Source organism: Microvirga sesbaniae (assembly GCF_025460805.1).
Lineage (GTDB): Bacteria > Pseudomonadota > Alphaproteobacteria > Rhizobiales > Beijerinckiaceae > Microvirga > Microvirga sesbaniae.
Genome location: NZ_JAMXFJ010000004.1, coordinates 233963 through 246422, shown reverse-complemented (window position 1 = coordinate 246422; position 12460 = coordinate 233963). Strand labels below are relative to the sequence as shown.

Annotated in this window: 11 protein-coding genes; 5 read left to right on the top strand and 6 right to left on the bottom strand. The window is 65.1% G+C overall.

What is annotated here, in order from left to right:
* Positions 1–45 precede the first annotated feature (45 nt).
* The 3 genes from OCW50_RS08610 (at position 46) to OCW50_RS08600 (ending at position 3168) form a co-directional block, all read left to right on the top strand.
* Positions 46–1047 carry an amino acid ABC transporter substrate-binding protein gene (locus OCW50_RS08610; RefSeq protein ID WP_262297326.1) on the top strand — a complete coding sequence of 334 codons (1002 nt, stop codon included), beginning with the start codon at positions 46–48 and terminating at the stop codon, positions 1045–1047.
* Positions 1048–1335: 288 nt separating this feature from the next.
* Positions 1336–1881: a hypothetical protein gene (locus OCW50_RS08605; protein ID WP_262297178.1), complete on the top strand. Its 546-nt coding sequence runs from the start codon at positions 1336–1338 to the stop codon at positions 1879–1881.
* 177 nt (positions 1882–2058) lie between these two features.
* Positions 2059–3168 (top strand): AraC family transcriptional regulator, encoded by a 1110-nt coding sequence (locus tag OCW50_RS08600; protein ID WP_262297177.1) that lies wholly within the window; start codon positions 2059–2061, stop codon positions 3166–3168.
* 124 nt (positions 3169–3292) lie between these two features.
* On the opposite strand, the gene OCW50_RS08595 is transcribed toward OCW50_RS08600, so the two are convergent.
* A complete protein-coding gene (locus OCW50_RS08595; protein ID WP_262297176.1) occupies positions 3293–3823 on the bottom strand; it encodes a Spy/CpxP family protein refolding chaperone in 531 nt (176 codons plus the stop codon).
* A 315-nt stretch (positions 3824–4138) separates the two neighbouring features.
* On the opposite strand from OCW50_RS08595, the gene OCW50_RS08590 reads away from it, so the two are divergent.
* Positions 4139–4408: a DUF6894 family protein gene (locus tag OCW50_RS08590; protein ID WP_262297175.1), complete on the top strand. Its 270-nt coding sequence runs from the start codon at positions 4139–4141 to the stop codon at positions 4406–4408.
* Between the two features lie 687 nt (positions 4409–5095).
* Here the strand turns inward: OCW50_RS08590 and OCW50_RS08585 are convergent.
* The 3 genes from OCW50_RS08585 to OCW50_RS08575 form a co-directional block, all read right to left on the bottom strand.
* Positions 5096–6931: a SulP family inorganic anion transporter gene (locus tag OCW50_RS08585; RefSeq protein ID WP_262297174.1), complete on the bottom strand. Its 1836-nt coding sequence runs from the start codon at positions 6929–6931 to the stop codon at positions 5096–5098.
* A 31-nt stretch (positions 6932–6962) separates the two neighbouring features.
* Positions 6963–7757, bottom strand: a complete 795-nt coding sequence (gene ppk2, locus OCW50_RS08580; RefSeq protein ID WP_262297325.1) for a polyphosphate kinase 2 — start codon at positions 7755–7757, stop codon at positions 6963–6965.
* Positions 7758–8090: 333 nt separating this feature from the next.
* Complete coding sequence (locus OCW50_RS08575) at positions 8091–8936, bottom strand: HD domain-containing protein (RefSeq protein ID WP_262272316.1); 846 nt, start codon at positions 8934–8936, stop codon at positions 8091–8093.
* Positions 8937–9202: 266 nt separating this feature from the next.
* On the opposite strand from OCW50_RS08575, the gene OCW50_RS08570 reads away from it, so the two are divergent.
* The gene (locus OCW50_RS08570) at positions 9203–9895 is read left to right on the top strand and encodes a hypothetical protein (protein WP_262272317.1); all 693 of its coding nucleotides are present in this window, start codon (positions 9203–9205) and stop codon (positions 9893–9895) included.
* Between the two features lie 69 nt (positions 9896–9964).
* On the opposite strand, the gene OCW50_RS08565 is transcribed toward OCW50_RS08570, so the two are convergent.
* Both OCW50_RS08565 and OCW50_RS08560 read right to left on the bottom strand, forming a co-directional pair.
* Positions 9965–10627: a transglutaminase-like cysteine peptidase gene (locus tag OCW50_RS08565; RefSeq protein WP_373371343.1), complete on the bottom strand. Its 663-nt coding sequence runs from the start codon at positions 10625–10627 to the stop codon at positions 9965–9967.
* Between the two features lie 594 nt (positions 10628–11221).
* Entirely contained in the window at positions 11222–12406 is a 1185-nt protein-coding gene (locus tag OCW50_RS08560; protein WP_262297172.1) for a GAF domain-containing sensor histidine kinase, read from the bottom strand.
* Positions 12407–12460: the final 54 nt, after the last annotated feature.

Here is a 12460-nt window from a genome sequence, read left to right as displayed (position 1 = left end):
CGACGGAGATCAAAAATCATGTTGAACGCGGTCAAACTCTACGCCATGGCCGGCATGGCTGTCGCTCTCACCTGTGCCTCTGCGGCCTCCGGAACTGCCGGAACGCTCGAGACGGTCAAGCAACGCGGCGTCCTGCAATGCGGCGTCAGCGAAGGGTTGTTCGGGTTCTCGGAACGGAACGAGCAGGGTGACTGGTCCGGCTTCGACGTCGACTTCTGCCGGTCGGTCGCGGGGGCTATTTTCGACGACAGATCGAAGGTTGCCTTCGTGCCGTTGTCCGCCAGCGAGCGGTTCGAGGCCCTGCGCGCGGGACGGGTCGACCTGCTGTCGCGGAACTCGACCTGGACCCTGGAGCGGGAGGCGGGCCTCGGCCTGGCCTTCGCGGGCATCACCTATCATGACGGCCAGGGCTTCATGGTGATGCGGGACCTCAACGTCTCCTCGGCGTTGGAACTCGACCGCGCCACGGTGTGCGTGGAGAGCGGCACGACGAGCCAACTCAACCTGGCCGACTTCTTTCGCGCGAACGCGATGACCTATGACGAGCGCGCATTTGCGAGCGCCGCGGAGGCTCTCGCGGCCTTTCAGGCCGGCCAGTGCAATGTTCTGACGCGGGATCAATCGGCGCTCTATGCCGAGCGCCTGAAACTCTCCCGGCCCGCCGCCGCCATGATCCTCCCGGATGTCGTCTCGAAGGAGCCGCTGGGGCCTGTGACGCGAGCCGACGACTTCGCCTGGTTTACGCTGGTGAAGTGGGTCAACTTCGCCCTCGTGAATGCGGAGGAGCTCGGCATCTCGTCTCTGAATGCCGCCGAGGCGAAAGCCTCGCAGAAGCCGGATGTGCGCCGTTTCGCCGGCCAGGAAGGAGGTTTCGGCCGCATGCTGGGGCTGGACGATGCATGGGCGCTGCATGCCGTCACGGCGGCGGGCAACTACGCCGAAATCTACGAGCGCAATCTCGGGGTGAACTCGCGGCTCGGCATCCCGCGCGGCCTGAACCAACTCTGGAGCATGGGCGGCGTGCTCTATGCGCCTCCCATCCGATGACGGCGATCGGGCCGTGGGCTTCGACTCGTGCGCGAGGGTCTGGCACCGGCGTTGCAGATGATCCATCTCCGGCAAACACATCGGCCGGAGACGGGTCGATCGCCGACGCGGTTGCATGCGTCGCGTGTCCCAAACTGCAAAGCGCCTGTCCGGAAGTGTCAAGCACGGAAAGCGCGTCGATAGGATGCTGGTCCCAGACCGAGCACGGATGACATCCTCCGCGGACCCTTGTGCCGCTTGCGACGGGACCGCTCCTTGCTCCTCGTCGGGCATTCACGGGAGTGGCGCATGCACAGCAGGTGCTCAGGACAACTCACTCTTGGATCGATCGGACTGGCTCTCCTCATCAGCCTTCCGGCTTTCGCATCGGCGCCCGCCGGGGCAACGGCTCCGTGGTCGCTCGGCTCACGGGCCGAGCTGCCGTCCAGGCTGCTCGACATCGTTCAGAAACGAGATTTGGAATACGCGCGGGCGGCGGCCCGCGGTCCGCGGGGCGGAGCCGTGGCGCGCGGCCCGCGTGGAGCGGTGGCCCGTGGGCCCCAGGGGGGAGTGGCGGCCCGCGGTGCGTATGGCGGCGCCGTGGCGCGGGGCCCGGCGGGCAACGTCGCGGCTCGTCCCGGTTATCGGCCGCCGGTGCCGGCCGGGGGGTGGTACAGGCCGCCGTCCTATTGGTGGCGACCCGGCGCGGCGGTGGCCGCGGGCGCGGCCCTCGGCTTCGTGACGGCTGCGGCTGCAACGGCCTATGCCACGTCACCGGCGCCTGCCGCCGGCTATTGCTGGTACTACACCAACTCTCAACGCACCCAAGGCTTCTGGGACGTCTGCCCTCGATGAGGAGTCCCGCGTGGAGCCTGCGGATCTTTCTTTACGCGATCATGGACACGGCATGAGCCTGAAGCGGGCCGCCGACCCGGCCAGGGATCATTCCTTGTCCGATCCGGATGCGGGACGCGCCAGCCGACGACGTCCGCCGCAGGGTCCTGAGACCGGTGCTCGAAACCTGACGAGGGCATGACGATGGATGACGGCGGACGAACCTCGCACGATGGTGGTCGTGATCCGGGACAGCCGATCCAGATTCCCGCGACGGCTCATGCGATGTCCCGGCGCACGCTTGCGCCCGGGTCCATCCATCTGGGAGTCAGCAAGGAAATTGCCCCCACCCTGTGCGATTTCGGGATTGATCCCGATCCGCTGATCCACGAGGCCGGGCTCGACCCTCGGCTTTTCCAGGACGGTACGAGCGTCGTCGCGTTCACGGCGCTGGCCCGGCTCTACACCCTGTGCGTGGCGCGAACCCGCTGCCCGCATTTCGGGCTGCTCGTGGGCCAGCGGGCCACGATCCTGTCCCTGGACCTGATCGGACGACTGATGCAGCATTCGGAGACCGTGGGGGCGGCCCTGAATTCGCTCGTGTCCAATCTGAGCGTCCAGGACAGGGTGGTGGTCGCCTCGCTGACCATGGCCGATGACGTGGCCATGCTCACCTATGCGGCGTACCAGCCCGACGGTGCGAGCGCAGAACACATCACCGAGGCCGCCCTGGCGGTATCGGTCAATGCGATGCGCACCCTGTGCGGCGCTGACTGGCGCCCGACGGAAGTGCTTATGCCGCGCACGGCTCCCGCCGATATCGGATCCTACCGGCGCCATTTCCGGGCGCCCGTCCGGTTCAATCAGGAGGGCGCCACCCTGGTGTTTCCGACCACGGACCTGAAGCGCAAGGTAGCGGGGGCCGATCCTCTGCTCCGCGCCATGCTGGAGGAGCAGATCAGGCGTCTGCGAGGCAATGCGACATCCGAGTTCCCGGATGACATCCGTCGCTTGCTGCGCACGCGGATCATGAAACGGCGCTGCTCCGCCAGCGACATGGCCGATCTGTTGGCGATGCACCGGCGCACCTTGAGCCGGCGCCTGAGGGACAGCGGATCGGGATACCGGACCATTGCCAACGAGATCCGCTTCGAGATTGCCCGACAGTTGTTGGTGAACACCGATGTGCCACTTGGCGAGATTGCGGCGGCGCTCGGTTATTCAGAGGCCAGCGCCTTCACCCGTGCCTTCCGCCGCTGGTCGGGCCAGACGCCGACCGCCTGGCGAAGCGATGGCCGGCCCGGGTAGCGGACCGATCCTCTCAAACCTTCACGCCTCCCTAAGGGGTGAGATCGACGGGTGCGGACGTGCCTTCCCGAGGTGGCCTAGAGCATCGGACCCAAACCTGGGTCCACTTTTCACGTCCGAGGCTCTAGTGAGGGAAAACCCAGAGATCGATCTCCTCTTCGTCGTCCGCCTCCATGCGGCGGTTGTCCATGGCGGTCCGGAGTCCTTCAAGGGCGTGGACCGTCACAAGGCGCAGCCGCGACTTCTGGTCCGGCGTGAGGCTCTGGTAGAGCGGCTGCCAGGCATCGGCGAGCTTCCTCAGGCCCGCCGCACGGTCCGTCAGGACATCGGCACGCTGGCGATAGAGTTGCACCGGATCGATGTCTCGTGGCTGGTCCAGGCGCTCCCCCAGGGCGGCCAGCCGGCGATAGCGTGTCTCGGCCCTGGCGCGGATGGCCTCCTCCACGGCGGGCCAGAGTTTCTCCTGCTCCGGGGTGAGTTGCAGCGCGGCCTTGATCACGCTCACCCGAATATCGGTCAGCATCTTGAAATCGGCTTGGCTCAGCCGTCCGTTATCCGGCATGCCGGCTGGCCCTGAGGAGGCTTGCTGAGCATAGGCTGCGGGCGCGACACCAATGAACAAGGCCGCGGCGAGGCGGATGATTCCCTTCTGCATCTTGGTCTCCTGATGATGCTCACGTCCGTCAGCCTAAGGGCTGGATCGCAATCTGCTTGACGGCTTGGGACTCCCCGTTAGCAGTTTGAGACAGGAGCAAAGCCGGACAGATCATCAAAACGGCGTCCCACTCGTGGCCTTTGGACAGCCCCCGAGCCTTGAACCAAGCCGCTTGCTGGAGCCGCTCCGACACGCGAGGATCCGGAAGGCCAGGGTCACGAAATGACAAGCGGTTGTCCCAACCGGACAAGCACGTGGTCCAAGGGCAGATCATGATCGGATGCTTCCCCATGCTGCGAGAACCGGATGAGTGCCATGCCTCGCTTCTTCTTCCACGTCAGGGGCGCACGCGAGGGACTGAGCCGCGACGAGCTCGGGCTCGATTTTCCCGACGCGCAGACCGCCTATCGTGAGGCGGTCTGCGCCGCTCGCGACATCAGGGGCGTCTTCGCGATGCGCGGCCGGCATCCATGCGATTACACGATCGAGGTCGCGAACGCGGCGGACGAACTGATCTTCAGCCTCCCGTTCTCTGCGGCCTTCGGCCGTCGGATGCACCGGCTGACCAAGCGGTTTCGCCAGTGACGTCGCTCGCTGGCGCATCGTGCGGCCCTGGGGCCGTCCCGAGCGATGCGCCGGATGGGAGCATCGGACGATCGGGATGGCCGGCACGAGGCGGGTGATGAACGGTCGGCCATGACACGGGAGGTTTCGACGGCGGCGGGAGGGTGCCACCTTCTCCACGTCATCACCGGGCTCGTCCCGGTGATCCCGATACGAGAGGCGCCGCGCTTCAGACAATCGGGATGGCCGGCACAAGGCCGGCCATGACGTGGGAGGGTGTTGTCACCGGCCCTGACCACCTTCTCCACGTCATCACCGGGCTTGTCCCGGTGATCCCGCTTGTCTGGAACGCCGAGCCCTTCCGATCGAGATGGCCGGCGAGAGGTGGGTCATGACTGGCCGGCCATGACGTGGGGAGGGTATCATCGCCGGGCTCGTCCCGGTGACCTCGATCGGACCACCGCCGAGCGCATTCTGCGGACGAAAGCGGGCCACGCTCGTGGCCCTCCGGGTCCGCACTCAACGATGCACCCTCGCTGACGCGGCCCTCTGGGTCACGTCCGATGCTCTAGAGCATCGGACGGAAAAGTGGACCCGGTTTTCCGTTCTGACCGATGCTCTCATTCAAGAAGAAAGCATCGGATGGATCCCAAAAGTGTAAGTCCACTTTTGGGATCCATCCGATGCTTTAGGCAGTCTCAGGACACGTCAGGTCGCTTCCTGATATCGCGACACGGCCGCGTCGATCGTGGGCGAGAACCGCGCCTCGCCGAACCGGTCGAACAACCCGAACCGCCGCAGCTTGTCCTTGACGGGGTCCTTCAGTTCCGCGAACCGGAGCTCGATACCCTGCGCCAGCAAAGCCTCATCGAGTTCGGTCAAGGCATCGGCCGCCGTCACGTCGACGCTCGTGACCGGAGCTGCCGCGACCACCACGCAGCGCACCGGGGTTGGCGATTCTGTCACGGCGGCGAGAACGCGCTCGCGGAACAGCTCCGCATTGGCGAAGAACAGGGGCGCATCCCAGCGGAACAGGACGAGGCCCGGGATCCGGCGGGCCTCCGGATAGCGCGTGACGTCATGATAGCCCTCAACGCCGGTCGGACGTCCCAGCACGGCGGAATAGGGGCGCCACCCGTCCCAGAGGAACTCGATGATGGCGATCACGATCGCGAGACCAATCCCCGGAATGGCGCCGAACGCCGCGACGCCCGCGAAGCAGGCGATCGACAGCCAGAACTCCCAACGCTGGATGCGGTAGATCCGCCTGAGATCGGCCACCTCGAACAGCCCGATGGCCGACGCGATGACGACGGCAGCCAGGGCGGATGTCGGGAGGTTGCGCAGAAGATCGGGCGCCACCAGCAGCAGCAGGCAGATGGCAAGCGCGCCGACGATGCCGGTCAGCTGGGTGCGGGCCCCGGCGGCTTCAGCCACAGGCGTGCGCGAGCTGCTGCTGCTGATCGGAAAGCCCTGGAAGAACCCGGTGGCGAGATTGGCGGCCCCGAGCCCCACCATCTCCTGGTTGGGATCGACCAGGGTGCGCGTCCTTGCGGCGTACGCCCGGGAGAGCACGCTGGTGTCGGCGAACGACACCATGGCGACGGCGCATCCTCCGATGAGCACAGGAACGATGTCTCCGATCCCGATCCAGGGGACAGTGAAGCGTGGCAAACCCTCAGGCAACGAGCCGAGGATCGACACGTTGTGGCGCTCCGCGAGGTCGAACATGCCCACGAGGGCGGCAGCACCGACGACGGCGACCAGGATCCCGGGCACGCGTCGGCTTCCCCGCAGCAGCAGGATGGTCGCCAGCGTTCCCAGGCCGATCGCCAGGGCTGCCCCGTTCATCCTGCCGGACAGGATTGCTCCGCCGATGGTCCATAGTTCGCGCAATGGTCCCGTGCTCTCGACCGAGACGCCGAGGAGCTTGGGGAGCTGACTGATCAGGACCGTCAAGGCGATGCCATTCATGTAGCCGTAGCGGATCGGCTTCGACAGAAGCTCCGTCACGAAGCCCAGGCGTCCCAGTCCGGCCAGGACCAGGATCATCCCCGACACGAGGGCCATCATCCCGCCCAGGGCGACGGCACGCTGCGGATCTCCGCCGGACAGCGGCAACACGACGCCCAGGATGACCGCCGCGAGGGCCGAGTCCGGGCCGAGGACGAAGATGCGGCTTGGCCCGAACACGGCATAGACCAACAGGGGCACAATGGTGGCGTAGAGGCCGCAGATGCCCGGCAGTCCGGAAGCCACGGCATAGGCGATCCCGACGGGGACAAGCATCGTCGCGAGCACCAGCCCGGCCACGACATCATGGCCCAACCATGCGATTTCGTACCGGAGGAGGGTGCTGAGCCCGGGCAGCCAGCGCAGCCATCCGGCCTCATGGCCGATCCCGCGAGCGACCGACGAACCTTCCTGATGGCCTGGGCTGCGGGACTCCTGACCAGCCGTTGCTTCGGTCCCGCGTGCAGGCGGCGCAGTCGCAGCCTCCATCCGATAGGGCGGAAGCGGATCGACAGGGTGCGTGCCGGCCATGACCACGCTCCGGGCTATGCCGTCATGGCGCTCAATACCGGGCCGGGACGATGTGGGATGTCGGCAGCCGGTCCTCGATCCCTTTTGGCCTCGGTTCCGCCTTGGGCACCTTCGGCAGTTCGACCTTGACCTTCTTGTACGGGATTTGTCCCAGCAGATGGCTGATCAGGTTGAGCCGGGCGCGGCGCTTGTCGTCGGACGGGACAATGAACCAAGGATTGGCAGGAGTGGCCGTGGCGCGCAGCATGGCCTGATAGGCCAGCGTGTAATCCCACCAGCGGCGCACCGATTCGGTGTCCATCGGGCTGAGCTTCCAGTGCTTCATCGGATCGTCGATCCGGTCGGCGAAGCGGCGGCGCTGCTCGTCCTGGCTGACGTCGAGAAAGTACTTGAGCAGGATAATGCCGTTATCGACGATCTCCTGCTCGAATGATGGCACGAGGCGCATGAAGCGCTCATACTCGTCATCGGTGCAGAAGCCCATGACGCGCTCGACTCCGGCTCGATTGTACCAAGAGCGATCGAAGAGCACGATCTCGCCGGCGGCGGGGAAGTGCGCCACATAGCGCTGGATGTAGAGCTGGCTCTTCTCGCGCTCGGTCGGCGCCGGCAGGGCGATGTGCCGAAACACCCGCGGGCTCACCCGTTGCGTGATCCGGCTGATCACGCCGCCCTTGCCGGCGGTGTCTCGGCCCTCGAAGATCACGATGATCCTGGCACCCGTCGCCTTGACCCAGGTCTGCAGACGCACGAGTTCGACCTGCAGCTTTCTCAGTTCGCTCTCGAAATCCTTCCGCTTCATCCTCTCTCGAATGCCGGCGGTCATCGCCGCCCCGATATCGGCTCTCTCGTGCTTCAGAGATTCCTGACGCTTCATGTCACGCACCGCGTTCCCGGAGTGATGGACCCACAGGTCCGCAGAGTTGGACGCACGGGAATTGGAGAATGAACAATTCCCGCTTCGTTGCGGACACCGATCGCAGCCAGCATACAGACAATGCCGAGCGTCGCTTGACCAGACGTGACGGCGATTTGGCATTTTGAGACAGCACGACCCTTCCGTTCCAAGAAAGTTTGACAGGGTAGCGGCCGGAAATCGAGTAACGGTGTGGCCATCATGTCGGAGGGCCGCTTTGAACCTCAGCCTGGAAGCGTGATCTCAACGCTGCGGACCCATGAGCGCGAAGGCGTGCTGGGCGCAGAACACGTGGCTGTGCAGATTGGCGATCCACTGCCGGCCTTCCGCCGTCACATTGAGGTAAGTGATGGCATGGTTCAGGTGCGGTGAGACGCTGTTCCAGTAGAAATCAGGAAAGCGCTCCACCAGGTCGGCCGGCGAGGCATAGCCGAGTTGGCAATTGACCCCGATTTCCTCGAATTCATGGAACAGGGCATTGGCTTTCTTCAGGTAGAGGGGATCGCCAAGCTGTCCGATCAGATCTGCGGCTTGGACGAGCCGCCCCTCCCGGTCTTCCTGCCTGTCAGCGGTTGCATCCGGTGTCGGGAAGCGTGTGAGTTCGATGGCCCGGGCCACTCTTTCGGAGTCGAGCAGGGGCGAGCCCGTCAGACGATCCAGGACGAAAAGCTTGGAGCGCTCGACATGATACGGGGCAAGTGCCGCATCCGATGCCCCGCGCGGGAGGGTCACCGTCGTCCCGCTCGCGTCGATCACAAACCGATCGTTGCCATCACCCTTCAGAATGCCCCGGACATAGCCGATGTCGTGCAGCAGGCAGGCGACGATGAGATGCGAGTAGTCGTCCGGCTCCAGGCGTTCGGTCAGCATGCGGCCGTGGAGGATGTCCCTCCCGACGAGAGTGACGAGGAAGGTGTGTTCGACGTTGTGATAGAGGGCATCGCTCTTGCCGATGCATTCCAGGGCCATCCGGGCCGCACTGTCAAGCCGCTCGGCCTTGTCCTGATGGGCCGACCCGAACAGGCGGCGGAAATCGCTCGCGATGCGCCTTCCGAGCTCGTCCGCCATGATTGCAGGCATCGTCATCATGAGGGCCTCCCGGAGATGGGTCATCCTCGGCAGGAGACTATAGCTGAGTTCGTCTGGAAACTCTGCAACAAATGATCCTTGATCTCAGGCTCCTCTTCGATCCGCCCGGCCCATCCCGGGAGGGACGTTCGGCCGCCGGGGCACCCTTGCGTATAGCATCAAACCCTCTCCGACATGATGCCGGCGCGGACCAGAGGAACTCTCTCCGCAACCATCTACTTTGTGTCGAGTTGATCTAGATCCCATTCCCGCACGGGAGGATGTCGATGAACAAGCTTTTCCTGGCTCTGGGTGTTCTCGCGGCAAGCACTCTCCTGATCCCGGATGTGGCCGATGCGCAGCGTGGCGGCCGCGGCGGCGGCGCCCGCATCGGGGGAGGAGGGTTCGGCGGCGGCGGTGGCTTTCGGGGGGGTGGCAGCTTTCGCGGCGGTGGCTTTGGCGGCAGCTCCAGAATGTACATTCCGCGCGGCGGCATGGGCGGTTCTCGGGTTGGAATGGGCAGGAGCTTCCGCGGCTCTGCGGTCGCAGCCCGGCCCGGGCGCGGCGATTTCCGCCAGGCGGCAATCAACAATCCGGGGCGCTTCGACAACCGCTTCGGCAACCGGGGAGATTGGCGCGGACGCTATCCGAACTACGGTGGGCGATATCCCTACTACCGCGGGCGGTACCCCTACTACGGTGGCAATTATCCATACTACGGGAATTACTACGGCGGTTGGGGCTGGGGGTTGGCGACAGGCGCGGTGATCGGAGCGGCGGCCACGTACCCGTACTACAATTATCCTTACTCCAATTCCCCGTACTCCACGAACCAGACGCCCGTCTCGTCAGCCGTCGGGGGCTATTGTGCGACGACAGTTCGGACCTGTGCCCTGACTAACTCGGCTCCCGTTGGGACGGGATGTTCCTGCCGCACGGCAGGAGGACGAGCCCGCGGGTCGGTCGTGGCGGGATACTGACACTGCGGCCTGTTCCTCCGATGCGCCCGGCGGCGGCTGCCGCCGAGCAGCGTGGGAGAGTTTGCGGCGTCAGCGGCCAGCGGTTCTGACAGGTAACGCGGGGGCTGCGCCAAGGGAAACCCAGGTCGACCCGGTGCCGCCTTCACGCTGCAGGAAGACGTAGCCGGTCTGTCGCCACGGCAGGACGGCGTCACGCTTGTTGTCGAGGATGAAGTCGCCTTGATCGGTGCGAGCCATCAGAACCGAATGGGGTGCACCGTCCCGGTCGATCACAGCCGTCATGCGCAGGGCCCGCCGGGGGAGCCCGGCTGCAACGAGCCGCTTGCGCTTGACGAGTTGGAAATCCTCGCAATCGCCATATCCATCCTCGGCAAGGTCCCAGCGATCCGCCACACCCCAGTGCTCCTGATCGGTGATCGGCCGGATGCCGGCATTCACCTGGCGGTTGATGCGAGTGAGCGCCTCCCAGCCCTGTGGCGTGAGGGCGATCGTCGCCGGTTCCGAAGAACCGACCGCGCACTCGTCCGGCCTGTGCCGGCAGAAGCGGATCCAGCCCGGCACCGGCATGACGGCATGGCGCCTGATCGCGAGGAAGCCGGATCGGGGCGGCGTGTTGGCCATCTGAGCGCTCGCTTCGGCGCCGACCAGTAGAACCATAACCAAGGCTGCGGCATGAAACCAGCGACCAAGACATGGTCGGGCGTTCGCCTGCCTGAGAAGTAGTGCCCGCATGTCCCCGGCCGTACCGTTATGATCGTTCTAGAGCATCGGACGGAAAAGTGGCCCCGGTTTTCGCTGGCGCGGCCCGCTGGGTCCGTTCTGACCGATGCTCTCATTCAAGAAGAAAGCATCGGATGGATCCCAAAAGGGCAAGTCCACTTTTGGGTCCGATGCTTTAGCGTGAGCTGACATGTCGAGTCAGGCAATCTCATGGCAGGAAGTGTCGGACTTCCCTTGCGTCCGGAACGTGTGGCACCATCCTCCGCATTCCATGACCCTCTATCTGATCCAACCCGGCCGAGAGGCCTCGCCGTCAGCGGACTGAGTGCGTGCCTCGCGTCACGAGTTGCAAAACAGGTGTTCTGGACACGAGCGCACCGTCCGAAAAAGTGGACGCGGTTTTTCGCGTCGAACGGTGCGCCAGCCAAGAGAGGAGCATCGGACAATCGGGATCACCGGGACAAGCCCGGTGATGACGGGGTGGTGGCTCGGCCGGGCGACCAAGACAGGGGCCCGAGCGGTGCGCCGCTCAAAGGCTCGAGCATCGGAATCGATCCCGAAAGTGCATTCCACTTTCGGGGCCGATGCTCTAGCCGGACGAGTTCCTCAGAACGCTTGGACGAGCGGCATCTTGAAGGTGAAGCGCGTCTCGTTCTGATCGGAGGTCACATCGAGTGAGCCACCATGAGCGCGGGCAATCTCGCAGGCAATATAGAGGCCCAACCCCAGCCCCTGCTGGCTCGGGCGCGCCGCAACGCGGAAGAAGGGCTGAAACAGGCGCTTCAAGGTCGCGGGAGGAATTGGCTCCCCTTGGTTGGCGACCGACAGCTCAAAGCTGCCGTCCAGGGTTGCGGCACGAACCAGAATCGGTTCTTCGCGCGCGCCATGGGTCAGGGCGTTCGCCACCAGGTTCGACAGCAATTGCGCCATGCGGGCCCGATCACAGCTCACGGTCTTGGTCACAGCCAACTGCGTGTTGATGCGCCGCTCGGGCCAGGCCGCCCGCAGCTCATCGACAACCTGTTCCAGCACCTCTCCCAGCGGCACGTGGGCGTCCCGATCCAGCTTCAACCCGCTTCCCAGGCGGCCGTGGGCGAAGTCGAGCACATTGTCGATCAGCTCAGCCATGCGCCCGACGCTGCTCTGAATCAGGCCGACGACGGTGCTTCCCTTCGGGCTCAGGGGCTCTCTCCGAAGCATCTTCGCTCCGGCGTCGATCGAAGCGAGCGGATTGCGCAGGTCATGGCCCAGCACTGCGATGAACTGCTCCCGCAGCTCGGCGGTCTTGCGCTCATCCAGAAGATCCGCCTCGCTCGTGGCCAGGCGCTCGCCGGCACTCAGGTGAAAACCGATCAGTTCGGCGAACAGCCTGAACATGCCGATGGTCTCGGGATTGTTCAGCCGTGCCGGGCGGGGATCAATGGCGCACAGGGTGCCGAAGAAGGAGCCGTCCGCAAGGACGATCGGCATCGAGATATAGCTCTGGAAGCCGTACATCGCCGGGGTGTGATGGCGGCAGTAGGTCGGATCCTCCGCCACATGGTCGATGACCACCTCTGTCCTCGCCTGCCGGATCTCATGACAGATCGTAGTCTCGAGCTTGAGTTCCCCGCCGGGCTGGAGGCCGAACTGGATGTCGTCGCGCACGGCACAGGCGATCCAGCGGTCCTCGCTCACCCGGGCCACGGCCGCGAAGCCCATGCCGGTGGTGCGGCAGACGACTTCCAGAATGGTCGGGACGGCTTGGATGCGGTCGATCGCGGCAAGATCCGCCTCAAGGTCGGTCGGCACGTCAGAGGGCTCCCTGTGGAGGGGCACCTTAGCCCAGACCTGCCTGTTGTGTCA